Here is a 23510-nt window from a genome sequence, read left to right on the forward strand (position 1 = left end):
GATGCTTTCGCAGGGAGGAAAGATGTTGAATCGAATGAGAGTTTTCGGGCGTCTTGAGGGTGTAGCTGCACTCCATCGGCAACTCTTGGAGACACGGCGGTTGATGAAGTCCGCCATGCTCCTTGGCTGTGCCTCTTTCTGTATGTCAGGTGTGTTTGCGCAAGGGTCCAATGACACCAGCCTTCCCAGCATTCCTGATTTTTTCCAGCAAAAGGGACTGCCTCGCGCACAGGGCGTGGAAGCCCAGTCCGCCAATGAATTGATCAATACCTTTACAGGAAAGCTCCAGTACCACTTCACTGACTTGCTCATTCCTGGAAATGGCGGTATGGATCTGGCCATTCGGAGAAGCTACAACAGCATTGACGATCCTCTGGCGACGCCCGCCAGCTGGGCAAGCTATGAGTACAGCCCGATAGGATTGGGCTGGACCATGCACATGGGAAGGGTGATCCGGGGGGCCAACAAAGCCATCTGCTCTGCATCCTGGTCCTCGGCTTCGGCCAATCCCGTACTGGAATTGCCTGACGGGAGTCGGCAGATTCTGTATGAGTACTACGAGGCCGGGGCCAGTACGCCCACCTGGCTTACCAAGGACTTCTGGCGTGCCAAGTGCCACAGCGGATTCTTGCATGTGCAATCTCCCGATGGCACCACGTACGAAATGACGGCGATGGGGCATTCTTTCGGTGAGCCGGGCAGTCTGCAGCGAACGTTCTATGCGGGGCGGATCGTTGATCGCAATGGCAACTGGTTCAACCTGAGCTACAGCTTTTTGCCGATTGGCGTCTATGCACTGAGCCAGATCACCACGAGCGATGGGCGCTCCGTCTCGTTTGCATACAGTGGATCGACCTTGGCCAGCATCACTGACACCTTGTCCAACCGGGTATGGCAGTACACGGTGGGGGCGGGATTGGCGGGGCATGTGCAACTGAATCGCGTGCAGCGGCCCGATGGGCTTTCGTGGAAGTACGCCTACCGGACGGGGACGCCCGGGACGGGTTCAATGAGTCGTGTCGAGTATCCGAGCGGTGCTTCCATCGACTATGTCTACAGCCATGTGGATTTCAGGGCAGGAACCACACGCAGTGGGAACAGCACGGTTGTCTCCAGCAAAACGGCTAGCACCAATACGCCCGATGGCAAGTCCGGTACATGGAGCTGGACGTATGAAGTGGCAACCGACGAGCTGCCCTACACCGTCAATGGATCGCAATACACCTATACCTATGGGGTACCGCCCGATGTGCGGTCCCAGGTGAATGTGACGACCGTGACGGATCCGCTGGGCAAGGCCACGGAGCACTTCCACTTGGGCGTGCATTCCGTGCGGGTGGTCCCGACGGACGTAGGCCTGTTGATGGGCAGCGTCAGCGAGTCGGAAAACACGCTTGTCGGCTACACATCCGTGCCGATCTCCGAGCAGCAGGACGTGGTGGCCAACTATTTCTCCAACAGCTACTTCTATCCGGCCGCGGCGATCGCCAGTGACCAGTACCGGTTCCGGCCAGGTGAGACTTTCGTGGTTTCCAAGTCTGGCTATGACGAGTGGGGAAATCCTTCCTTCATCGATGAAACCGGAACGAACAATGACCGGACCTACACCCGGCAGACCGAACTGACCCACAACGTCAACACAAGTAAGTGGTTGCTGCGCCAGGTGAGCAATGCGTTGGTGACGGTAGGGGCTCAAACCCATGCCACCACGCGGCAGTTCGATATCAACGGCAATCTGCAGTCGCAAACGGTTGCCGGCGTACCAACCTCCTTCACTTATCACGGCACAGGGGACGTACACACCATCACCAATGCCAAGGGGCAGGTGACAACGTACAACAGCTACCTGCGAGGCATTCCCCGCAGCGAGTCGCAGCCAGAAGGCGTGGCTATTTCACGAAACGTCGATGCTGCGGGCAATGTCACATCGATCACCAACGGGCGCGGCAAAACGACAACGTACACCTACGATGGGCTGAATCGTCCGACGGCCATCGCAAAGCCCTTCGGCAGCCCCGTCTCGATCACCTGGGGCGCGACGACCCGTCAGGTGCAGCGAGGGGGAATGACGGACAAAGCCACGTTTGACGGGCTGGGCCGCCAGCTGCGCCGTGAGGTCAGTGCGGCAGGGGAGACGCCCATCTGGGTCGACTTCAGCTACGACATGCTGGGGCGGCGGCTCTACCAGTCCTATCCAAACAGCGCCAAGGGAACGGGGTTTCGCTACGACACACTGGGGCGGGTGGTGCAGACGCTGCACGGCAACCCCGTGGGCACCAACTCCGCCAATGTCATAGAGGAGACCTTCTATGACAGCCTGCAGGTGCTTCGCTACGACACCACGAACCGGGCATCGCTCGTGTGGTTCCGCGCTTTTGGCAATCCGCAGGAGCAGCACGCCGTGCGCTCGCTTGCCGGGGAAATATCCGCTCAGGGCATGTATGTGGACTACGACGTGACCATGACCCGTGATCTGTTGGGACAGATCAGGACGGCGACGATGGGAGACAAGGCGCGAACCTACGGCTACGACAGTCGCTACTACCTGGTTTCGCGCGCTGATCCTGAAACTGGCACGACGGTGTTCGGACGCGATGCGCTGGGCAATTTGACCAGCAAGAGCATAGGCACCCAGCCGGCAACAACCTATGCCTACGATGGCCGCAACCGCCTGACAGGCATCACATACCCGAGTTCCGAGCAGCCGGGCGTTCCCAATGCTTCCAATGTCACGCGCACCTACAACGGCAACGACCTTGTGACAGGCATCAGCAGTGGCGGTGTCGTGCGCGGATTCGACTACGACGACGGAGACAATCTGATTGCGGAAGAGCTGGCGATGGGTGGCGCCACCCAGCAGGTCTCCTACACCTACAACTCCAGCGAAGCACTGGCCAGCATTACCTACCCCTCGGGGCACCAAGTGCAGTACAGCCCGGATGCGTTTGGCAGGGCCCGTGCCGTGCTGCCCTATGTGAACCAGGTTCGCTACCATCCCAATGGCATGCCCAGTGAGCTGCACTATGCCAACGGCGTTGTGTCCACCATGGGTGTCAATGATCGCCAGTGGCCAGCCGGCCTCAAGATGGCGCGCGCAGGAAACAGCTTCATTGACAGCACCTATGCGTATGACCCGGTGGGCAACCTCACCGGCATCAACGATTCGGCGGACTCCGCATATTCACGCTACTTCGAGTACGACAAGCTCAACCGACTCACGCTGGACAACGACGTAGGCGGTTACCGGGAGTATTTCTACGATGGGGTTGGAAACATCACCCATGTGGCCCAACCGGGGTCGCTGCGTACCTACTCCTATGCTGCAACCTCGGGGCTGCTCACAGGTGTTTCAGGCGGCGGTCTAAGCCGTGCATACCAGTACGACTCTGCCGGCAACGTCAAGGACGATGGAGTCTGGACGTTTGGCCATGACCGGGCCAACAACCTGCGCTGCATCGCCTGCACGGCCGCCGTGCCCACTGCGCACACCTACGACGGCGACAACATGCGCGTGCAGACAAGCGATGCCGCGGGAACGACGCAGTACCTGCATGGCCAGCAAGGCCTGTTGCTGCAGACGCTGGTACCTGGCGTGGAACGCAAGGAATACATCTATCTGGGTCGTCGCCAAGTGGCGCAGCGACGTGTGGTGGACTGAAGGCACAGGAGGAGAAACGCCATGACATCAACGCATATCCATTCATCGCGCGGTAGCCGGCCTGTCAACTGGTTGTCCCGGCTGGGGCTGCTGCTGGCCTTGAGCCCTGTGGCCACTCTGGCAGCCGCGCCGCAAGATGGCACAGAGCCGCAAGGCCCGTCGATGCCGGAGCAAAGGCAGGAAGCTGCTCCCCTGCTGCAGGCCATCAAGCCGCAGGCGGCCAAGTCCGTGTCCCGCACCCTTTCCGGTCGTGGTTGCCAGGTGGATGCAGCTGCGCAATCGCCCGGGCCGCGACCAAGCATGGCGCCCAACGAAAAAGCAAGCGCTCATGGTAGCCAGGGCTGTGCCCCCGTGAGAAAGGGGCCGGCTTCCTCTTTTGAGGTCCAACCCTCTGCCACTCCGCATGGCCGATCAGGTGGATTCGACCATGGCGGCCTGCAGCAATTGGCCCTCCTGGAGGGAGCGGCATCGGCGCGCGTTCCACCGACGGCCATGGCCATCGCATCCGGTGAGTATGGACGCGCAAACATGCTTGTTCCGAACTTGCCGACGGCTGCCACCGGTGGGGAAGTTCTTGTTCGTGCGCAAGCTGCAGGCGAGCCGGTCGGCATACCGACACTGTCGCAAGGGGGGCTGGTGTTGCTGGCGGCCCTGGTAGGCGCGGCCAGCATGCGCATGTCGCGCAAGCGCGGTTGATCGGAGTGGAGCCGGGGCCTGGGTGATCGATTCCCAAGGCGCTGCTCCCGTAGCAATCACGACTTCTTTTGGCCGGCATCGGTAAATGCTGCGCTATCCACCGTTGCTGCACAGGTGCGGTGGTTGTATCGACCGCAGTGCTGTGCCGCGCCATCCAGGCTATTCGGAGGCAATATGTACTTAAACGATAAACAGGGGCTGTGGCACGCATGGCTCAGCGTGACGCTGATGGCGCTGTCGCAATGGCCTGGCGCGCTTCGGTCCAGAGCCAAGGGCCTTTGGCTTCAGGTCGCGCTGCCGCTGATGCTCGGCTGTGCGCTGTTGGTGGCGGCAAGTGCCGCCAGTGCGGCCACCGAAACGGTCACCTACATCCATACCGATGTCAGCGCCAGCCCGCTGGCGGCCACGGACAGCAATGGCGCCGTGGTCTGGAAAGAAAGCTACCGGGCCTATGGTGAGCGCTGGCTGCAGCAGTCGGGCACCGGGCAGCAGTCACAGTGGTTCCATGGCAAGGAGCAAGATCCCAACACAGGCCTGCAGTACTTTGGCGCGCGGTACTACGACCCGGCGGTGGGGCGCTTCCTGGGGGTGGATCCCGTGGATTTCCAGGAAGGAAATCCGCACAGCTTCAACCGGTTCGCCTACGGGAACAACAATCCGGTCAAATATAAGGATCCTGACGGGGGGTATGCTGAGGCTGCCTTCGAGGCCCTGAGTCTGGCGATAGGCATCGACAGCTTCCGCAGGAATTTTGGTGCGGGTAACTATGGTGCGGCGGCTGTAGATGGTCTGGGGGTTGCGGCTGATGCGGTCTTGGCGGCCGTACCTGTGGCGCCTGGTGTGGCTGGGCTGGGGATCAAGGCGATTCGGGAAAGTAGTTTTGCAGCAGCAAAGGGGGATGTAGCGTTCTTTCGGGGAGCAAAAGCAGGGGAGGCTCCCAGCTTTGTCCCTCGTCCCAGTGACTTTAAAGTGGACGCAAAATCGGGCTTCGTGAAGGATACGCATGGCGTGTCAGTTTTCGATAATCCGTTGAGTGTGAATTCGAAAGGGTATGTCGCGCATCTAGTGGACAAGAGCTCGATACCAGACTCTCTGCGAGTCATCCAGCGCGGCAATGATCCACGTCACTTTGAAATTGTTCCGATGCCGGGCGCTAACTTGACGCCCCAGCAATTCATCAATGCATGCAGTAGTATTGTTTGCGCAAGGTAGTGAAATTGAAAATATCAAATTATTCATTTGTTTTGCCGTCGGACTTTTTGGAATACGAATGGGAAGTGACGGCGAAGGGGTATTTTTCAGAGGCGCTGCTGACTGTCGCCGAGAAGCAATATCGCTTGAATTTCTATGACGCGACACGCATCGGGCAGGAAATCAGTAGCGAACTTGAGAACGGTAACGTGTTTTTTGAGCCCAATTTAGTGGTCGTTCGGTCTGTGACAAGGACAGAGATGGAACAGGCCGCAGAACAACTGGTACGGTTCGGTTTGTTGGCGGGGCTGGTGTCAGAGTAGGAAGGATACCTTTTCATTGAGGAAGAAATGGAATTTCCGAGTACTGTCGATTTTCTGGAAGCGTTTGGTATCGAGCCAGTCGAAGAAGATCCGAGCATGGCTACTACCGTTACGTCAGGCAATCAATGGATGGGATATATGAACTGGATATCTCCTTCAGCGCAGTTGCTGCGTCTTTCCAGGTGACACTGCGATGTGATGGTAAAGACGTGATGACGGTGTCGTCGGAGAATGTGCGGCTCGTTGAGCTTCGGCACGATCAATACGGTTCAGGCATTCATGTAGTGTTTGACACTCATGATGCAACGTCAACAGCTGATGTGAGCTTGGAGCCTGAATTGCATTGCCACTGGCGTACTCTCCGAAGCTAATCCTAATCAGATGCTCCCTTTTTGAGCGGTAGCCAATAATAAAACTCAGCCCCGTATTCTATAAGCAACCGAGCTTTGTTCCTTGACGCTTTAGACTGTGAATAGTGAACATGAGGATGTAAACGTGCTTGTTTCGAACTTGCCGACGGCTGCCGCCGGTGGGCAGCTTCCTGTTCCTGTGCACGCTGTGAGCGAGCCGGGCGGCATATCGACATTGTCGCAAGGAGGGCTGGTATTGCTGGCCACCTTGGTAGGCGTGGCCAGCATGCTCATTGGAAGGACGCCTTGCTTCGCGAAATGGGCTCCCTTTGTCACAAATGCCTCTAGCAACGGATATCACGCATTCAGCAACCAAACTTCCTTAATGACGGAGATGCCATGTCAGTGTTGATGATATTTATAGATTGGGCACGTCATATAAAAATCAGAAAAACAAAAGAAATGAGGGAGATAAAATTGACGGAGAGTGCAACCACTGAAAATCCGTCAGCGCGCCTTGATATAATGGAGGGAACAGTCTCGAGAATTACCTGCTGGAAAACAGGGGGACTATGATGCAGAGGTTATTGATTTTGATACTGAGCAAACAATTTATTCAAGTCATGGAACTCTGCAGGTAGATGAATCTATGAGCGATCAATTTCTGCAGTTTTTGAAGTGATAGGTCTTGAGCTCGAATAGTCGGTAGCCTTTTGTTGCCGCAAAATTAACTACTTGAGAGCTGGAGTGACCTTTGAGTTGGAGCATAAGTTGCCCGCAAAGAACTCGGAATCCGAGTTGCTGAATGTATTCATCGAAGGAAAACAGTTTTCCGGATTTAGTTTGTGAAGGTCATTATTTTTCTAAGAGGGGTTCGGACTGCCTATTGAGAAATGAAATCATAGGAATAATCTGTGCATATTGTGTTTGCTATTAACGGATTCGCTGACTTATCGTTGCGAAATTACGATCCAGTGGAGGATGATGTTCGTTCAATATTGCAAGATATTTGTCAGGCTATTGATGGCGTGGCTGAGTTCAATGTCGGTGGTTTTGGCCAAGAACGCTGGCCAGTGGACATTAAGACAGATCTCCCAGTGTTTCTTGAGCAGCTTCCGCAGGCTATCAATGCAACCCTCATTGGTAATGCAATGGAAATCTCTTTCTATGAGCAAGGGGTTGAGCGAACTATAGAGTTTGAACCTTTGGGTAGGGGATATAGAGCGACATGCCTTAGTTGGGCAAAATGGCAGCCACAGCCTGCGATTGAGTATGTTTCCAGTGATGGCCTGAGAAACATGCTTTTGAGAATACAGGATGAATTCTTGATGGTGGTTGAGGAAGTTGAGCCTGCTTTGATGAGATGCGATTGGGTTAAAAGGTGGTTGAGTGGAGTGCGATAACTTCTTCTATCATCTGAAGCATAGATTTACCCACCAATATATTCTCAAAATTTCAGGCAAAGAAATAGAGCGCCATCGGCAATCCCCAAGAGATGACAGGGAACACCGAAAGCGCAACCACTGAAATCAGAACAGCTTCACCAGCGCCGGCACGCTCAGCACGGCCGTGTAGTAGCCCATGAACTGCACGCCGGTGTTGAAGCCGAAGCCGCGCGACAGCAGGCCGCCGAGCAGGCCCATGGTCAGGATCACGAGCAGGCCCAGCAACTGGCCTTCCCAGACGCTGATGACGATGATCAGGCCCACGAAGGTGGCGATGATGGCCTCGTGGCTGACCCGGCGCGAGACGAACAGCGCCGCGCTGCGCGCGAAGTTCATGGCGAAGGGGTAGGACACGAGGGCCGCCAGCACCACGGCCAGCATGCCGTAGCCCAGGAACTCCCAGTGGCTGAGCAGGTTGTGCAGGTTGTTCACCTGGCCCGTGGCGGCATCGACGGTGAAGCGCGGCGGCGCGTTGAACAGCGGTGCGGCGGGGCCGGCGGCCACGGGGCTCAGCGGCAGGCCGAAGGCGATCAGCGGGATCAGCGCCTCGGCGATGTAGGTGGCCTCGGTCACGCCGTTGCGCGCGCTCAGCACCGTGGTCAGGCGGTGGTAGGCATGCTTGATGCGCGAGCCCACCAGCTCGCCCAGCACCACGGTCATGGCCACGGGGCTGAAGACGAAGGTGGCGCTGGAGATGGTGGCCGTGGCCAGGGTCCAGCGCGTCTGCACGCGGTCCAGCACCTTGAGCGGGTTGGGGAAGTAGCCCGACCAGCCCTTCACGTCGGGCGCCAGGTTGAACTGGCGCAGCTTGTCGCGCAGCATGCGCTGGCGGCCGGCCGGCGAGATCACGGTGAACAGGTCGGCGATCAGCGGCCCGATGGCAATGCCCAGGAAGTAGCTGATGCTGAGCTTGACCTCGTACTTGGCGGTGAGGCTTTGCAGCGCAATGATGACCACCACGAACGGAATCAGCAGCATCACCGAGGCCCAGCGCCCCGCCGAGAAGTAGGCGATGAGGAGGGCGGCGGCCAGGAAGATCCAGGGCGCCGTCTTGGTGATCATGCTGCCGAAGGGCGCAAGCATCACCGCGAACAGCACCGCCAGCGGCACGGCGATAAAGGCCGCGACGATGCCGCCCGAGACCATCTTGCGCAGCGCGATATGGGGCACGCCCAGCTTGCGCAGCATGTTGGCGTCCTGCAGCAGCGGCGTGGCCAGCGTGTCGCCGGGAATGCCCAGCAGCGCCGTGGGCACGGCATGCGTCATGTGCTTGGCCACGGCGCCGGCCAGGAAGAAGGTGAACACGCCAGCGGGCGGAACGCCCAGCAGCACCACCAGCAGGGTGAGCGGGGCCAGCGTGGTGGTCTCGTCCGTGCCGGAGACCAGGCCGATGGCGGCGAACACCACGGCGCCTATCAGTCCCATCGCGGCTGCGACGGCGATGTCATTGGTCAGCAGGGTTTCCATCTCATGCCCTCCCGGCCTTGTCGGCGAACAGCTCGTAGAGCTTGAGCTCCTTGAGTTCCTGCACCACGGCGGGCGGCAGGTCCTGCACCGTGCCCAGACCGCCGGGCTGGCGGGCCAGTTCCTCCAGCACTTCGCGGCGCCATTCGGGGTCGTTCGAGGTGTCCAGCTCGGTCACTTCCCGCTTGGGCGGAAAGGCGCGTGCGCAGATCACGCCCGCGATCACGCAACCTGCCAGGCCCGCGAGCATGGCGTAGGCGTGGGCCAGCTGGCGCGACTCGACCACCGTGGCCAGCCAGCGGCTGGCCAGGTAGAAGCCCAGCACGCTGATGCCGGTGCCGATGGCAATCGCCCAGGCCAGGTGGCGCAGGTCCACGGTGTCGCCCCAGACCTCGGCCAGCCGCCAGTCGGCGGGATCCTTGCTTGTCATGTGTGTCTCCTTGGGTTTTTGTTTGTGTGGCCGCGCGCTGGTCAGGCCCTGGTGCGCAGCGCGGCCAGCACTTCCAGCGCGCGGTCGGTGCGCACGTCGTGCTCGGCGGCCAGCTGGCGCGCCACGGCATCGACCTCGTCGCCCGTGGCGCCGGCCACCAGGGCGATGTTGCGGGCATGCAGGGCCATGTGGCCGCGCTGTATGCCTTCGGTGGCCAGGGCGCGCAGGGCGCCCAGGTTCTGCGCCAGGCCCACGGCGGCGGCGATCTCGCCCAGCTGCTGGGCGGATTGCAGGTCCATGATCTTCAGCGCCAGGCGTGCCAGCGGATGGGTCTTGGTGGCGCCGCCGACCAGGCCCACCGGCATGGGCAGCTCGATGCTGCCTACCAGGGCGCCGCTGCTGTCCTTTTCCCAGCGCGTCAGCGAGGTGTAGCTGCCGCTGCGGCTGGCATAGGCATGGGCGCCGGCCTCGACCGCGCGCCAGTCGTTGCCCGTGGCTACGATGACGGGGTCGATGCCGTTCATGATTCCCTTGTTGTGCGTGGCCGCGCGGTAGGGGTCGATGGCGGCGAAGGTATAGGCGTCCAGCACGCCTTCGATGATCTCCTCGCCGCTGCGCTCCTGCGTGGCCAGGGTCTGCGGCGTGAGCCGCACGCGGGCGCGGGCCAGCCGCAGGTCGGCCAGGTTGGACAGGATGCGCAGCCGCACGCTGCCGCCCGTGATCTGCTCGACCAGGGGTGCCACCGATTCGGCCATGGTGTTGACGGTGTTGGCGCCCATGGCGTCGCGCACGTCCACGATCAGGTGGACCACCAGCATGGGGCCGCGCGGCGTGTCGGGGAAGACATGGACCTCGATGTCCTTGCAGCCGCCGCCCAGGCCGATCAGCACCTTGTCGCGGCTGTTGGCGCGCTCGATGATCTGCGCACGCGCCTGCAGCACGGCCAGGCGCGCGCCGTGCGGATCGGTCACGCCCAGCACCTGGATCTGGGCGCGCATCAGCGGCAGCGTGCTGGAGGTCTGAAAGCCCCCGTCCTCGCGCGCCAACTTGGCCATGTACGAGGCGGCGGCCACCACCGAGGGCTCCTCCACCGCCATGGGCACCAGCACGTCGCGGCCGTTGACGCGGAAGTTGCCGGCCACGCCCAGCGGCAGCTCGAAGCTGCCGAACACGTTCTCGATCATGCCGTCGGCCAGCGCCAGGGGCAGGGCGCCGGGGGCGGCGAGCAGGGCGCGCTCGGCATCGGACAGGCCGCAGGCATCGGCCAGGAAATCCCGGCGCTGGGCCGGTGTGAGGGCACGGAAATTGGGCAGGCGCGAATCGGCAACCATGGAAGACATCTCCTCGAATCAAAACTCTGGTCGCCGGACTGTAGGAAAACTGTACCGCTTTCAAAAGGTACAGTTTCGGGGAACAGTACCATCGCACTGCAACATGAACTGAGGGCGCATGGCAGACACCAGAGGGCGCTCGGCCCCCATTGCCGAGAAGCTGGCGGACCTGATCGGTCAGCAGATCGCCGACGGCGTGTACTGCCCTGGCGACAAGCTGCCCTCGCTGCGCGAGCTGGCGCAGCTGCACCGCTATGCCAAGAACACCGTGGTCTCGGCCTTCGACCTGCTGGTCTCGCGCGGCATCGTCGAGCCGCGCCGGGGCTCGGGCTTTTACGTGCTGGGCACGGGGCGCGGTGCCCAGCGCACCGATGAGGACGCGGGCCAGCTGGGCCGCGCCATGGATATCGTCTGGCTGATGCGCGAGCAGCTCAAGACCCAGCCCGACTGCGTGGGCGTGGGCGACGGCTTTCCGCCCGTGGAATGGCTGGCCGACATGCGGCTGGACCGCTACCACCAGAAGGTGGTGCGCACGGGGCTGGGATCGCTGTTCCGCTACGGCAGCCGCTACGGCTATGCGCCGCTGCGCGACAGCCTGGTGCGCAAGCTGGGTGACTTCGGCCTGCAGGCCACGCCGGGCCAGCTGGTGCTGACCCATGGCGCCAACGAGGCCATGGACCTGGTCATCCGCTACTTCGTGCCGCCGGGGGCCACCGTGCTCGTGGATGAGCCCGGCTACTACCCGCTGTTCGGCAAGCTCAGGCTGGCCGGCGCCCATGTGGTCGGCGTGCCGCGCCTGGCCGACGGGCCCGACGTGGCCGCGCTCGAATCACTGCTGGCCCAGCACCGGCCGCGCCTGTTCTTCACGCAGTCGCTGGCCCACAATCCCACGGGCTCGGACATCTCCGCCGCCAAGGCCTACAAGGTGCTGCAGCTGGCCGAGCGCCACAACCTGCTCATCGTCGAGGACGATCCGCTGGCCGACTTCAAGCCCACCTCGGCCGTGCGCCTGTCCACGCTGGACCAGCTGGAGCGCACCATCTACATCGGCAGCTTCTCCAAGTCCTTCTCGGCCGCGCTGCGCGTAGGCTTCATCGCCTGCAACGATGCGCTGGCCAGCGACCTGGCCGACCTCAAGGCGCTGATCCACGTCAGCGGCTCCGAGTACTGCGAGCGCATGGTGGACGTGATGCTGCGCGAAGGCCACTACGAGCGCCACCTGGTGCGCCTGCGCCACAAGCTGGGCCAGGCCACGGCCCAGGCGCTGGGCTGGCTTGATGCCCATGGCTGCGAAGTCTTTGCGCGCAGCTCGCAAAGCCTGTACCTGTGGGTGGCCTTCCCCGGTGTGCAGGACTCGCTGCGGCTGGCTGAGCAACTGGTGCCGCGCAAGCTCAGCATGGCGCCGGGCCGTGTCTTCCATGTCGATCCCTCGGCCGTCTCGCGCTGGTCGCGGTGCAACGTCAGCGCGATGCTGGATCCGAGGTTCCAGGCCGCGATGGGGCAGGTGCTGGCTCAACCCGCCTGAGCCAGCCCCCGGGCCTGCGCACGCAGCAGCGCGATAAAGCGCTGCTGCTCCTGCGTGGGCGCGTCGTCGGTGCGGGTGAGGATGCCGAAGGGCGCCATGGGCACGTCGATGCAGACCGGCAGCGCCCTGACCAGGCCCATGCGCAGATAGTCCTTGAGCGCGGATTCGGACAGCAGCATCACGGCATCGGTCAGCTGCACCAGTTGCTGCATGGAGTACACCGAGCTGCATTCGATGATGTCGGCCGGCGCGGGCAGCTCCAGGCGCTGCAGCAGCTGGTCGAGCGCGATGCGCGCGGGGCTGGTGGCCGGCTGCAGGATCCAGGGCCAGTCGCGCACCAGTTCCTCCCAGTCAAGCTTGCGCCGGCGCGCCAGCGCATGGTCGCTGCGCACGACGAGCAGCAGCCGCTCGTTGCCCAGTTCCTCGAAGCCGTAGCCGCTGCTGTCTGCCGTGGGGCTGCGCCGTGCAATGGCCAGGTCGATGCGCCGCTGGTCCAGCAGGCGCAGGATCTGGTCGCTGGTGTCGCCCATGATGCGCAGGCGCAGCTGCGGGCTTTGCGCCTTCATGCGGGCCACGGCAGTCATCACCAGGTCGGGTGCTGCGCCCATGATGGTGCCGATGGACAGGTAGCCGTAGCCGCCCTGGCGGCGCGCGGCCAGGTCTTCGGCGCAGCGGTCCAGGCTGTTGAGCGAAGCCTCGGCAAACCGCACCAGCTGCGCGCCCAGCGCCGTGGGCCGCATGCCGCGCGGCAGGCGCTCGAAGAGCTGGCAGCCGAACATGTCCTCGATCTCGCGCAGCATGCGCGTGGCTGCAGGCTGGGACATGGCCAGGCTCAGCGATGCGCGGTGCAGGTTCAGGCTCGATCCCAGCGCCACCAGCATGTGCAGGTGCTTGTAGCGCAGACGGTTGAGCAGGCTGCGGTGCAGCACGGGCGGGGCGGATTCGGGCGGCTTGTCAGGCATAAGCGCAAGGTATCGGATGTGACCGAAATTCGATTTGTTGAGCATCGATCATGCGCCGTACATTGGCCCTGCGACAAGAAAAAACAGACCCAATCCAGGAGACAAGACATGCACAGCCCATCGCCTGTTTCATGACGCGCCGACGCGGCCGGCACCAACGCCGCGGCCGCGCTCGCACCTTCACAAAGCACGCCTTCAGCGCTCCGGACGACCGGGCGTGACGGCCTCTCATTGCCTGCAAGGAAAGTCATGAAAAAACTCCCCGCTCCCCTGCTCGCCAGGATCTCCTGGCGCCTGCTGCCCTTTTTGCTGCTCATGTACATCATGGCCTTCCTGGACCGGGCCAACGTGGGCTTTGCCAAGGTGGCCTTCCAGGCCGATACCGGCATCAGCGATGCGGCCTTCGCCTTTGGCGCGGGTGTGTTCTTCGCGGGCTATGCGCTGCTGGAGGTGCCCAGCAACCTGATCATGCACCGCGTGGGCGCCCGCATGTGGATGTGCCGGATCATGGTCACCTGGGGCCTGGTGTCGGCGGCCATGATGTTCGCCCACGACCAGACCACGTTCTACGTGCTGCGCTTTTTGCTGGGCGTGGCCGAGGCGGGGTTCTTCCCCGGCGTCATCCTGTACCTGACCTACTGGTTCCCGGCAGCGCACCGCGCGCAGGCCATGGGCTTTTTCTACTTCGGCGCGCCGCTGGCCTTCATCTTCGGCAGCCCGCTCTCGGGCCTGCTGCTGGAGCTGGACGGCATCGGCGGCTGGCACGGCTGGCAGTGGCTGTTCGCGGTGGAGGGGCTGATGGCCGTGGCCGTGGGCATCTGGGCGTATTTCCACCTGGACAACCGCCCCGCCGACGCCACCTGGCTCAGCCGCGAGGACAAGGCGCTGCTGCAGGACATCCTCGACAGCGAAGAGCGCGCCAAGGGCGGCCACGGCCACAGCCTGCTGGCCGCGCTGTGCCAGCCGCGCGTGCTCTACCTGGCGCTGATCTATCTGTTGATCCAGGCCAGCGTCTATGGCGTGGTGTTCTACCTGCCCAGCCAGGTGGCGGGCCTGCTGGGCACCAAGGTGGGCCTGCTGGTGGGCGTGGTCTCGGCCATTCCCTGGCTGTGCGCGCTGCTGGCCGCCTGGTGGATTCCGGGCCATGCCGAGCGGACAGGCCAGCCGCGCGGCATCGCCAGCCTGACGCTGGTGATGGCTGCCGTGGGCATGGCTGCATCGGTGAGTTTCTCCAGCCCCCTGCTGGGTGTGGCCGCGCTGTGCCTGGCGGCGGCCGGCTTCATCGCCGTGCAGCCCGTGTTCTGGACCTTTCCCGCCAACACGCTGGCCGGCGCTGCGGCCGCTGGCGGCATCGCCTTCATCAACTCCCTCGGCGCCGTGGGGGGCTTCATCGCCCCCATCGTCAAGAACTGGGCCGAGGGCTTTTTCCACTCCCCGGCGGCCGGCCTGTACCTGCTGGCCGGCACCACGCTGCTGGCTGCGGCCCTGGTGCTGGGCGTGCGTGCACGCCTGACGCCGGCCCTGGCCGCACCGTCGGCCGCCTGAACCATTTGCACACGGAGCACAACCATCCCATGACACAGATCCCCACCATCAAGCAGGTGCGCGCCTTCACGCTCAAGGGCGGCGGCGCCGACTACCACGACCAGTCCGACGGCCACTGGATCGACGACCACATCGCCACGCCCATGGCCAAGTACCCCGAGTACCGGCAAAGCCGCCGCAGCTTCGGCATCAACGTGCTGGGCACGCTGGTGGTGGAGATCGAGGACAGCGCCGGACGCGTGGGCTTTGCCGTGACCACGGGCGGCGAGCCTGCGGCCTACATCGTCGAAAAGCACCTGGCGCGTTTCCTCGAAGGCGCCCGGGTGACTGACATCGAGCGCATCTGGGACCAGATGTACCTGTCCACGCTGTACTACGGCCGCAAGGGCATCGTCATCAACACCATCTCGGGCGTGGACCTGGCGCTGTGGGACCTGCTGGGCAAGGTGCGCGGCGAGCCCGTGCACCAGCTGCTGGGCGGCGCCGTGCGCGACGAGCTGCAGTTCTACGCCACGGGCGCGCGGCCCGACCTGGCACAGAAGATGGGCTTCATCGGCGGCAAGATGCCGCTGCACCACGGCCCGGCCGAAGGGGAGGAGGGCCTGCGCCGCAACCTGCAGGAGCTGGCCACCATGCGCGAGCGCGTGGGCCCGGACTTCTGGCTCATGCTGGACTGCTGGATGAGCCTGGACGTGAACTACGCCACGCGCCTGGCCCAGGGTGCGCAGGCCCATGGCCTCAAGTGGATCGAGGAGGCCCTGCCGCCCGACGACTACTGGGGCTACGCGGCCCTGCGCAGGAACGTGCCCACCGGCATGCTGGTGACCACGGGCGAGCACGAGGCCACGCGCTGGGGCTTTCGCCAGCTGCTGGAGATGGGCTGCTGCGACATCATCCAGCCCGACGTGGGCTGGTGCGGCGGCATCACCGAGCTGCTCAAGATCTCGGCCCTGGCTGATGCCCACCAGGCCCTGGTCATCCCGCATGGCTCCAGCGTCTACAGCTACCACTTCGTGGCCACGCGCCACAACAGCCCGTTTGCCGAGTTCCTGATGATGGCCCCCAAGGCCGACGAGGTCGTGCCCATGTTCCATCCGCAACTGCTGGGCGAGCCCGTGCCCGTCAACGGCCGCATGCGCCTGTCGGCGCTGGACAGGCCTGGCTTCGGCGTGGAGCTCAATCCCGAGTGCGCCTTGCACCGCCCGTACACGCACTGAAGGAGCCCGCCATGCAACTGCCTGCCAACCCCTTCAAGGCCGCGCTGCGGCGCGCCGAGCCGCTGTACGGCATCTGGGCCGGCTTTGCCACGCCCTATGCGGCCGAGATCATCGCCACCACGGGCTACGACTGGATGCTGGTCGATGGCGAGCATGCCCCCAACACCGTGCCCACGCTGCTGGGCCAGCTGCAGGCCGTGGCGCCCTATGCCACGCACCCGGTGGTGCGCGCCGTGCACGGCGACACCGTGCTCATCAAGCAGCTGCTGGACGTGGGCGTGCAGACGCTGATGGTGCCCATGGTGGAGACGGCCGAACAGGCGCGCGAGCTGGTGCGCGCCATGCGCTACCCGCCCCACGGCGTGCGCGGCGTGGGCGGCGGCCTGACGCGGGCCACGCGCTGGGATGCCGTGCCCGACTACATCCGCACGGCGCATGAACAGCTGTGCCTGATCGTGCAGATCGAATCGCCCCGGGGCGTGGCCCATGCGGCCGAGATTGCGGCCGTCGAGGGCGTGGACGCCGTCTTCATCGGCCCGGCCGACCTGTCCACGGGCATGGGCCATGCGGGTGACGCCAGCCAGGGCGAGGTGCAGGACGCCATACGCCGCACCGTCCAGGCCACGCTGGCTGCCGGCAAGGCCTGCGGCATCCTCGCGCCGCGCGAGGAAGATGCGCGCCGCTATGCGGACTGGGGCTGCCGCTTCATCGCCGTGGGCATAGACATCAGCCTGCTGCGCCAGGCCGCGCTGGCCAACCTGGGGCGCTATCGCGCCACGCAAGCCACGGACCAGGCGGCCCCTGCATCCCGCACCTACTGAACCCAAGGAGAACTCCATGGCATCCCTTCCCGTGCTGCGCAATTTCATCGCCGGCAGCTTCACCGACAGCGCCGAACTGCATGAGGTGACCAACCCCGCCACGGGCGCGGTGCTGGCGCGCTCGCCCCTGTCCAGCCAGGCCGATGTGGACCGCGCCATTGCCGCTGCGCGCGGCGCCCACAAGGCCTGGGCGCGCCGCCCGGCCGTGGAGCGCGCGCAGTACCTGCGCCGCGTGGCGGCCCGCATCCGCGACAACGCCGCGCGCATTGCGCGCACCATCACCGAGGAGCAGGGCAAGACCCTGGGCCTGGCCGAGGTGGAGGTGAACTTCACCGCCGACTACCTGGATTACATGGCCGAATGGGCGCGCCGCATCGAGGGCGAGGTCATCACCAGCGACCGGGCCAACGAGCAGATCTTTTTGCTGCGCAAGCCGCTGGGCGTGGTCGCGGGCATCCTGCCCTGGAACTTCCCCTTCTTCCTGATCGCCCGCAAGATGGCGCCGGCCCTGCTCACGGGCAACACCATCGTCATCAAGCCCAGCGAGGAAACGCCCATCAACTGCCACGCCTTCACCGAGCTGCTGGCCCAGTGCGAGCTGCCGGCCGGCGTGTTCAACGTGGTCTATGGCCAGGGCAGCACGGGCGCTGCGCTGGCCGGGCATGCGGGCGTGGACATGGTCAGCTTCACGGGCAGCGTGGCCACGGGCGAGCGCATCGCCGCAGCCTCCGCGCCCCACATCACCAAGCTCAACCTGGAGCTGGGTGGCAAGGCCCCGGCCATCGTGCTGGCCGATGCCGACCTGGACCTGGCCGTGCGCGCCATCCGCGACTCGCGCATCATCAACACCGGCCAGGTCTGCAACTGCGCCGAACGCGTCTACGTGCAGCGCCAGGTGGCCGACGAGTTCACGGCCCGCCTCGCCCAGGCCATGGCAGCCACGCGCTACGGCGACCCGATTGCGCGGCCCGACGTGGAAATGGGCCCGCTGATCAACCAAAAGGGCCTGGACAGCGTGCAGGCCAAGGTGCGCCAGGCCATCGCCGACGGCGCGCAACTGGTCACGGGCGGGCAGGCCGCAGACCTGGGCGCGGGCTTTCACTTCCAGCCCACGGTGCTGGCCGGCTGCCATGCCGGCATGGAGATCATGCGCAAGGAAATCTTCGGCCCCGTGCTGCCCATCCAGGTGGTGGAGGACCTGGACGAGGCCATCGCCCTGGCCAACGACTGCGAATACGGGCTGACCTCGTCGCTTTACACGCGCGACCTGTCCAAGGCCATGCAGGCCATGCGCGAGATCGACTTCGGCGAGACCTACATCAACCGCGAGAACTTCGAGGCCATGCAGGGCTTCCATGCGGGCGTGCGCAAGTCGGGCGTGGGCGGGGCTGATGGCAAGCACGGCCTGTACGAGTACACGCACACGCACGTGGTGTACCTGCAGGGGTGAGCCAACGGCTCGCCTATCGCTTCACGGTGGCTGACGTTATGAACCGGGCAATGGTGCTGGAAACCCCGGGCACTAGCGGCAGCCCCTCCTTGTCATAAGTTGCAAGATTGGCAGCGCGATCGTTGGTCTCCACCTTCTTGAGCACATGGTTGGTTGCGGGCAACAGCACAAGCTTGGCGTTCGGTGCAGCCTTGGCCAGACGCTGAGCATCCTTTGGCTTGATCTGCAGGTCGCGCTCACCTTGAATGATGAGCACGGGTTTGGAATAGCCCGCTATCAGGCGAGCGGGGTCCAGCGCGAAGGTGTTGATGAGAAAGCCTTGTACGCTGGCATGGAACATGGTGTTGAGCGGCCTGTCCATCTGGCGGGTATCCACGCGCCTGCCTGCTTCCAGCGCATCGATGACCGGTAACGCCTGGTCCAGGATCGGTGCATTGGCGGGGTCTTCCTTGAGCTGTTCCTGAAGCGTCTGCCCCATTGGGCGACCAGGAGCTGCTACCAATATCAGTCCGCAGATATCGGAGCGGCCCTGACCAGCCTCCAGAGCGACCAGTCCACCTTCACTGTGTCCCAGCACCCAGACGCATTGGGCACCGGTCTCGCTGCGGATGGCGTCCACCCAGTGGTGCACATCTTCGGCATAGGCCTGGATGGTCACGGCATTGGGGTCCTCCACGGCCTTGTAGCTTTCGAACATGCCACGTTTGTCGATGCGTACGGTGGCAATGCCCTGGGTGGCCAGTTCCTGTGCGAGCAGTTGGTAGGTCGAGGCTTTGAGGCCGAACGGGCTGTTGCCGTTGCGGTCGGTGGGGCCTGAGCCGGGGACGATCAGTACGACCGGCGGCGCGCTTTGGCTCGGCGTCAGCAGAACACCCCGCAGTGGGTCAAGTGGCCCCGTTGCCTGCAGCGGCTTTTCGCCAAGGACGGCCGTGGCCGGTGCGGCCATGGTGGTGCTTGCGCAGATGGCGGCCGCCAGGCCGAGGAGTAGAGCTTTCATGGGAAAGGCCGCAGAGTTGATCTGCGTGCCATTGGAGCATGCTTGTCTGTCGGCCCTGTCAGGTCGAGGCCGTGCGCTTGCGGTTGCGCGGCGCCTTGGGCGGCGGGCTGCTGGCCTCCAGCTCCCGCGCCCGGGCGCGGATGCGCGCAAAGGCGCTGGCCATGGCCTGCAGCTCGGGCTCGGGCACGGCGTCCATGAGCTCGCGGTTGATGGCCTGCACCTGCGGGAACAGCTCGGCATGCAGGGCGCGGCCCGTGTCGCTCAGGCGCAGCAGTGCGCGGCGCGCATCGCCCACCTGGCTCTCTTTCCACACCAGGCCCTTGGCCAGCAGCGCCGTGACGGCGCGCGAGGTGCGCGTGCGGTCCAGCTGCGCCTGCTCGGCCAGCTGCGAGGGCTGCAGCTGCCCGGCCTCGGCCAGCAGGCAGAGCATGCGCCACTCGCGCCGCGTGATGCCGTAGCGGCCCTCGCACAGGCGCACCACGCGGCTGCCAGCGGCCGCCTGCAGCCGCGCCAGGTGGTAGAGGAACATGTCGTCAAGCACGGCGGGGTGGCGCCAGCGGTGGAGGTCGGTCATGGACTCGCGGGCCGGTTTCGGGTTTACGCTAGGGATGATGGATTAGATGCATTGTCGGCGGCCTGCGTACATTGGCCGCAAGACAACGACAAGGAGACAAGTATGCCCAGCCCCCTCGCAGCCCTGGCGCGTGCCGCCCTGGCTTTGGTCGCCGCCGGCCTGTGCGCGGCGCCCGCCCTGGCCCAGGAATGGCCCAAGGCCAAGCCCATCCGCATCGTCGTGCCCAATCCGCCGGCCGGCCCGTCCGACATCTCGCTGCGCCCCGTGGCCGCCGCCATGCAGGCGGCGCTGGGCCAGGCCGTGGTCGTGGACAACAAGCCGGGCGCCAACGGCAACATCGGCGCGGCCGAGGTCGCGCGCTCCGCGCCCGATGGCTACACCTGGCTGTGGGCCATGGACCCCGTGCTCACCGTCAACCCCCATGTCTACAAGAACATGGGCTACAAGGCCGACGCGCTGGAAACCCTGGTCGTGGCCGCGCGCTTCTCGCAGACCCTGGTCTGCGGCCCGGGCACGGGCTTCAAGTCGGTCAAGGACATGGTGGCCGCCAGCAAGACGCGCGAGCTGACCTATGCCTCGGGCGGCGCGGGCTCGCCGGGCCACCTGGTCATGGAATCGCTGCTGGCTACCTCGGGCGCCAAGATGGTCCATGTGCCCTACAAGGGCCCCGCGCCGGCCATGCAGGACCTGCTGGGCGGCCAGGTGGACTGCGGCTTCCTGGCCGGCCCCACGGTCTTGCCCCAGGTCCAGAGCGGCAAGCTGATCGCCCTGGCCACCTCGGGCAAGACGCGCTCGGCGCTGGCGCCCGAGCTGCCGACCATTGCCGAGTCGGGCTTTCCCGAGTTCGACGGCACCTTCTGGATCCTGCTGGCCGCACCCAAGGGCGTGCCGCCTGCCGTGCAAAAGCGCTTTGTCGACGCCATGAACGAGGCCATCCGCGCACCCGAGCAAAAGGAACGCGCCAAGGCCCTGGACATCGAGATGGTCGGCTCCACCGTGGCCGAGGCCCAGGCGCGTGCCAAGGGACAGTCCGCGCAGTGGGCCGCCCTGGTCAAGCGCATCCACCTGACCAACGACTGAAGCCGCCACCAGGGCCTGTGGCCCTGAGGCACCGCCGTTTTGGCGATACTCCCTTTCCCAACGCATCCACTGTCTCCTGGCTCCCATGGCAACCCAGCGCCCCAATCTGATCTTCATCCTGGCCGATGACCTCGGCTATGCCGACCTCGGCTGCACGGGCGCGCGCGATGCGCACAGCCGCGCCACCGATGTCTCGCCTCGCCTGGACGCCATGGCCGCGCAGGGCATGCGCTTCACGCGCGGCTATTCCAACTCGGCCGTGTGCTCGCCCACACGCTTTGCCCTGGCCACGGGCCGCTGGCAGTACCGCCTGCGCGGCGCGGCCGAGGAGCCGATCGCCAGCGTCCACGGCGACAAGGTGCTGGGCCTGCCGCCCGACCATCCCACCGTGGCCTCGCTGCTGCGCGACGCCGGCTACGCCACCGCCCTGGTCGGCAAATGGCACCTGGGCTACCCGCCGCATTTCGGCCCGCGCATGTCGGGCTACGAGGAGTTCTACGGCTTTCACGCAGGCGGCGCCGACTACTTCGCCCACTGCGACCCGCGCGGCCGCCCCGATTTCTGGATCAACGAGGAGCCGCACGAGGAAGAGGGCTATCTCACCGACCTGCTGAGCCGCCGCGCCGTGGACTTCGTCGAGCGCCAGACGGCTGACAAGCCCTTCTACCTGTCCCTGCACTACAGCGCCCCGCACTGGCCCTGGCTCACGCGCGACGACCTGGAGGAATCGCGGCGCATCGGCGGCTTCGGCAAGCACACCGACGGCGGCACCATCGAGACCTACCAGCGCATGATCCACCACATGGACGAAGGCATTGGCTGGGTGCTGGACGCGCTCGAGAAAAAGGGCATGGCCGAGAACACGCTCATCGTCTTCACCAGCGACAACGGCGGCGAACGCTTCTCCAACAACTGGCCCTTCATCGGCCAGAAGATGGACCTGCTCGAAGGCGGCATCCGTGTGCCCCTGCTGGCTCGCTGGCCTGACCGCATGCCGGCAGGCGCCGTCAGCGACACGCCCAACCTGACCATGGACTGGTCGGCCACCTTCCTGGCCGCCGCGGGCGTGGACGGCCACGCCGACTACCCGCTGGACGGCGTCAGCCTGCTGCCCCTGATGGAAGACGGTACCTGGAACCCCGAGCGCGACCTGTGCTGGCGCATGAAGCACCGCGCCCAGCGCGCCCTGGTGCGCGGCGACTGGAAATACCTGCAGATCGAAGGCGTGGAATACCTCTTCAACGTGGCCCAGGACCCGCGCGAACGCGCCAACCTGCGCGACCGCGAGCCCCAGCGCCTGGCCGAGCTACGCCAGGCTTGGCAGCAATGGGATGCGTCACTGCCGCCCATTCCGGAAGAAGCCAAGGTGTCGCTGGTATTCAGCCGGCAGGATCTGCCTTCGGCAACGTTTTGAGGGTGTGTGTGCCCGCAGGCTGTGGGCGATAAAACAAGGCAGGCCTTTGGGCCTGCCTTGTTTCCTGATTACTGGTACGTCCTGACCATGCCCGCCCGTGCGGCCTCCGAGTTTTCGCACATGTCCTTGGCCTGTTTGTAGAGGGCCTGGGCCTTGCTCTTGTCCTTCTCCATGACTTCGTAATGGCTGGCCTTGGCAAGCACCAGGTTGTATTGGAGATAGCCGGCGCTGGCCGAAGGCAGCGACTTCACGGCCTGTGACACCATTTGGTCCAGGCCCTCCAAGGACCCGCCCCAGCGCGGGCTCAGGTAATTGAGGGCATTGACGCGGGCCGCCAGGTTCTTGGGATCGGCCTGATCGGCCGCCTGCAGCCACTGCGCCGCAGTACGCCCTCCCACCTGGTTTTCCATCGCGGCCAATCCAATCAGCATCGTCTGCGGCAAGGCCGAGCGGGCATCCAGCGCCATGGCCTTTTGCAGATACGGCTGGGCCTTCGCGCTGAGCTGCTTGACACTGTTCCACTGGCTGCCCGTCACCCTGGAGGCCGGCGCCTCGCCACGGGCGCCAAATGCCTTGTTGCCGTAATAGAGGCCCGCATTGAGCTGGGCAAAGAACGACTTGGGCTGCTGATCCGCCCACATGCGCATCACGTTCTCTTCCTGCAGGCTCAGTTGCTGCAGTCCCAGCAGATCCCGCATGGTCAACAAGTCCCCGCCCGAGGAGGAAAGATTCTTCTTGTGCTTGCGGGCCAGTTCCTTGTCCAGCGCCTCGAACTTGAACTCGCTGAGCAGTGCAGCTCTCTCGGACTCTTCCAGAGTGGCATTGCCATCGGGAATCAGCGGGCACTGCGCGGCATAGGTGGCAGTGGCTGCGGAGAGAGACAGGGTGGCGAGCAGGATGCGGATTAGGGTTTGGGTGGGTTTTGCGGTCATGTGTCCCTCTTGGAAATGGTTGTGTTATTTAATGATTTAAAACTAATGATTCAATATTTATTTCTCCAAACTCCTGTTTAAATCAAAGTGCCGTGAGAAATAGAA

General features: G+C 64.1%; 19 protein-coding genes. 12 read left to right on the plus strand and 7 right to left on the minus strand.

Translation table 11 applies throughout. From position 1 onward, the window contains the following. Window positions 1–103: 103 nt before the first annotated feature. The 5 genes from GRX31_RS01720 (at window position 104) to GRX31_RS01740 (ending at window position 7621) form a co-directional block, all read left to right on the plus strand. A complete protein-coding gene (locus GRX31_RS01720; protein ID WP_160851219.1) occupies window positions 104–3658 on the plus strand; it encodes an RHS repeat protein in 3555 nt (1184 codons plus the stop codon). A gap of 21 nt (window positions 3659–3679) precedes the next feature. Beyond that, window positions 3680–4354, plus strand: coding sequence for an IPTL-CTERM sorting domain-containing protein (locus GRX31_RS01725; RefSeq protein ID WP_160851221.1), 675 nt, complete (start codon window positions 3680–3682; stop codon window positions 4352–4354). A gap of 174 nt (window positions 4355–4528) precedes the next feature. Beyond that, window positions 4529–5566 carry an RHS repeat domain-containing protein gene (locus GRX31_RS01730; RefSeq protein WP_202396453.1) on the plus strand — a complete coding sequence of 346 codons (1038 nt, stop codon included), beginning with the start codon at window positions 4529–4531 and terminating at the stop codon, window positions 5564–5566. Then, on the plus strand, window positions 5554–5868 hold the full coding sequence (locus GRX31_RS01735; protein ID WP_160851223.1) for a hypothetical protein: 315 nt from the start codon (window positions 5554–5556) through the stop codon (window positions 5866–5868). The genes GRX31_RS01730 and GRX31_RS01735 overlap by 13 nt, the downstream gene beginning before the upstream one ends. Before the next feature lie 1264 nt (window positions 5869–7132). Further along, window positions 7133–7621, plus strand: coding sequence for a hypothetical protein (locus GRX31_RS01740; protein WP_160851225.1), 489 nt, complete (start codon window positions 7133–7135; stop codon window positions 7619–7621). Window positions 7622–7747: 126 nt separating this feature from the next. Here the strand turns inward: GRX31_RS01740 and GRX31_RS01745 are convergent, their stop codons facing one another. Genes GRX31_RS01745 through GRX31_RS01755 form a run of 3 tightly spaced genes read right to left on the minus strand, consistent with a single transcriptional unit; the run spans window position 7748 to window position 10888 of the window. Further along, window positions 7748–9130, minus strand: coding sequence for a tripartite tricarboxylate transporter permease (locus GRX31_RS01745; RefSeq protein ID WP_160851227.1), 1383 nt, complete (start codon window positions 9128–9130; stop codon window positions 7748–7750). Window position 9131: 1 nt separating this feature from the next. After that, window positions 9132–9557, minus strand: a complete 426-nt coding sequence (locus tag GRX31_RS01750; protein WP_016448616.1) for a hypothetical protein — start codon at window positions 9555–9557, stop codon at window positions 9132–9134. A 41-nt stretch (window positions 9558–9598) separates the two neighbouring features. Next, on the minus strand, window positions 9599–10888 hold the full coding sequence (locus GRX31_RS01755; protein WP_160851229.1) for a hydroxymethylglutaryl-CoA reductase, degradative: 1290 nt from the start codon (window positions 10886–10888) through the stop codon (window positions 9599–9601). Window positions 10889–11006: 118 nt separating this feature from the next. Between GRX31_RS01755 and GRX31_RS01760 the strand changes: the two genes are divergently transcribed. Continuing rightward, complete coding sequence (locus GRX31_RS01760) at window positions 11007–12413, plus strand: aminotransferase-like domain-containing protein (RefSeq protein WP_160851232.1); 1407 nt, start codon at window positions 11007–11009, stop codon at window positions 12411–12413. Here GRX31_RS01760 and GRX31_RS01765 read toward each other — a convergent pair. Beyond that, a complete protein-coding gene (locus GRX31_RS01765) occupies window positions 12401–13375 on the minus strand; it encodes a LysR substrate-binding domain-containing protein (protein WP_237426598.1) in 975 nt (324 codons plus the stop codon). The genes GRX31_RS01760 and GRX31_RS01765 overlap by 13 nt on opposite strands. 249 nt (window positions 13376–13624) lie before the next feature. On the opposite strand from GRX31_RS01765, the gene GRX31_RS01770 reads away from it, so the two are divergent. The 4 genes from GRX31_RS01770 to aldA are packed head-to-tail and all read left to right on the plus strand — an operon-like array spanning window position 13625 to window position 18408. Beyond that, the gene (locus GRX31_RS01770) at window positions 13625–14920 is read left to right on the plus strand and encodes an MFS transporter (protein WP_160851236.1); all 1296 of its coding nucleotides are present in this window, start codon (window positions 13625–13627) and stop codon (window positions 14918–14920) included. 29 nt (window positions 14921–14949) lie between these two features. Beyond that, a complete protein-coding gene (rhmD, locus tag GRX31_RS01775) occupies window positions 14950–16137 on the plus strand; it encodes an L-rhamnonate dehydratase (RefSeq protein WP_013800167.1) in 1188 nt (395 codons plus the stop codon). An 11-nt stretch (window positions 16138–16148) separates the two neighbouring features. Continuing rightward, entirely contained in the window at window positions 16149–16958 is an 810-nt protein-coding gene (locus tag GRX31_RS01780) for an HpcH/HpaI aldolase family protein (RefSeq protein WP_160851239.1), read from the plus strand. A gap of 16 nt (window positions 16959–16974) precedes the next feature. Continuing rightward, window positions 16975–18408 carry an aldehyde dehydrogenase gene (gene aldA, locus GRX31_RS01785; RefSeq protein ID WP_160851241.1) on the plus strand — a complete coding sequence of 478 codons (1434 nt, stop codon included), beginning with the start codon at window positions 16975–16977 and terminating at the stop codon, window positions 18406–18408. Between the two features lie 13 nt (window positions 18409–18421). Here the strand turns inward: aldA and GRX31_RS01790 are convergent, their stop codons facing one another. Both GRX31_RS01790 and GRX31_RS01795 read right to left on the minus strand, forming a co-directional pair. Then, the gene (locus GRX31_RS01790) at window positions 18422–19405 is read right to left on the minus strand and encodes an alpha/beta hydrolase (protein WP_160851243.1); all 984 of its coding nucleotides are present in this window, start codon (window positions 19403–19405) and stop codon (window positions 18422–18424) included. Between the two features lie 58 nt (window positions 19406–19463). Continuing rightward, window positions 19464–19979, minus strand: a complete 516-nt coding sequence (locus GRX31_RS01795) for a MarR family winged helix-turn-helix transcriptional regulator (RefSeq protein ID WP_016452095.1) — start codon at window positions 19977–19979, stop codon at window positions 19464–19466. A 102-nt stretch (window positions 19980–20081) separates the two neighbouring features. Between GRX31_RS01795 and GRX31_RS01800 the strand changes: the two genes are divergently transcribed. Both GRX31_RS01800 and GRX31_RS01805 read left to right on the plus strand, forming a co-directional pair. Continuing rightward, window positions 20082–21059: a tripartite tricarboxylate transporter substrate binding protein gene (locus GRX31_RS01800; protein ID WP_016448605.1), complete on the plus strand. Its 978-nt coding sequence runs from the start codon at window positions 20082–20084 to the stop codon at window positions 21057–21059. An 85-nt stretch (window positions 21060–21144) separates the two neighbouring features. Then, complete coding sequence (locus tag GRX31_RS01805; RefSeq protein ID WP_160851246.1) at window positions 21145–22473, plus strand: sulfatase family protein; 1329 nt, start codon at window positions 21145–21147, stop codon at window positions 22471–22473. A 68-nt stretch (window positions 22474–22541) separates the two neighbouring features. On the opposite strand, the gene GRX31_RS01810 is transcribed toward GRX31_RS01805, so the two are convergent. Continuing rightward, window positions 22542–23405, minus strand: a complete 864-nt coding sequence (locus GRX31_RS01810) for a DUF4034 domain-containing protein (RefSeq protein ID WP_160851248.1) — start codon at window positions 23403–23405, stop codon at window positions 22542–22544. Between the last annotated feature and the right edge of the window lie 105 nt (window positions 23406–23510).

Origin of the sequence: Delftia sp. CH05 (assembly GCF_009827015.1) — a bacterium.
GTDB classification, from domain to species: domain Bacteria; phylum Pseudomonadota; class Gammaproteobacteria; order Burkholderiales; family Burkholderiaceae_C; genus Comamonas; species Comamonas tsuruhatensis.

What these genes read in the sequence shown, in the direction of transcription:
- rhmD (WP_013800167.1), top strand. Translation starts at nt 14,950, where the DNA reads ATGACACAGATCCCCACCATCAAGCAGGTGCGCGCCTTCACGCTCAAG.
- GRX31_RS01730 (WP_202396453.1), top strand. Translation starts at nt 4,529, where the DNA reads ATGTACTTAAACGATAAACAGGGGCTGTGGCACGCATGGCTCAGCGTG.
- GRX31_RS01780 (WP_160851239.1), top strand. Translation starts at nt 16,149, where the DNA reads ATGCAACTGCCTGCCAACCCCTTCAAGGCCGCGCTGCGGCGCGCCGAG.
- GRX31_RS01795 (WP_016452095.1), bottom strand. Translation starts at nt 19,979, where the DNA reads ATGACCGACCTCCACCGCTGGCGCCACCCCGCCGTGCTTGACGACATG.
- GRX31_RS01720 (WP_160851219.1), top strand. Translation starts at nt 104, where the DNA reads ATGAAGTCCGCCATGCTCCTTGGCTGTGCCTCTTTCTGTATGTCAGGT.
- GRX31_RS01725 (WP_160851221.1), top strand. Translation starts at nt 3,680, where the DNA reads ATGACATCAACGCATATCCATTCATCGCGCGGTAGCCGGCCTGTCAAC.
- GRX31_RS01755 (WP_160851229.1), bottom strand. Translation starts at nt 10,888, where the DNA reads ATGGTTGCCGATTCGCGCCTGCCCAATTTCCGTGCCCTCACACCGGCC.
- GRX31_RS01770 (WP_160851236.1), top strand. Translation starts at nt 13,625, where the DNA reads ATGAAAAAACTCCCCGCTCCCCTGCTCGCCAGGATCTCCTGGCGCCTG.
- GRX31_RS01810 (WP_160851248.1), bottom strand. Translation starts at nt 23,405, where the DNA reads ATGACCGCAAAACCCACCCAAACCCTAATCCGCATCCTGCTCGCCACC.
- GRX31_RS01750 (WP_016448616.1), bottom strand. Translation starts at nt 9,557, where the DNA reads ATGACAAGCAAGGATCCCGCCGACTGGCGGCTGGCCGAGGTCTGGGGC.
- GRX31_RS01745 (WP_160851227.1), bottom strand. Translation starts at nt 9,130, where the DNA reads ATGGAAACCCTGCTGACCAATGACATCGCCGTCGCAGCCGCGATGGGA.
- GRX31_RS01800 (WP_016448605.1), top strand. Translation starts at nt 20,082, where the DNA reads ATGCCCAGCCCCCTCGCAGCCCTGGCGCGTGCCGCCCTGGCTTTGGTC.
- GRX31_RS01760 (WP_160851232.1), top strand. Translation starts at nt 11,007, where the DNA reads ATGGCAGACACCAGAGGGCGCTCGGCCCCCATTGCCGAGAAGCTGGCG.
- GRX31_RS01765 (WP_237426598.1), bottom strand. Translation starts at nt 13,375, where the DNA reads ATGCCTGACAAGCCGCCCGAATCCGCCCCGCCCGTGCTGCACCGCAGC.
- GRX31_RS01805 (WP_160851246.1), top strand. Translation starts at nt 21,145, where the DNA reads ATGGCAACCCAGCGCCCCAATCTGATCTTCATCCTGGCCGATGACCTC.
- GRX31_RS01790 (WP_160851243.1), bottom strand. Translation starts at nt 19,405, where the DNA reads ATGAAAGCTCTACTCCTCGGCCTGGCGGCCGCCATCTGCGCAAGCACC.
- aldA (WP_160851241.1), top strand. Translation starts at nt 16,975, where the DNA reads ATGGCATCCCTTCCCGTGCTGCGCAATTTCATCGCCGGCAGCTTCACC.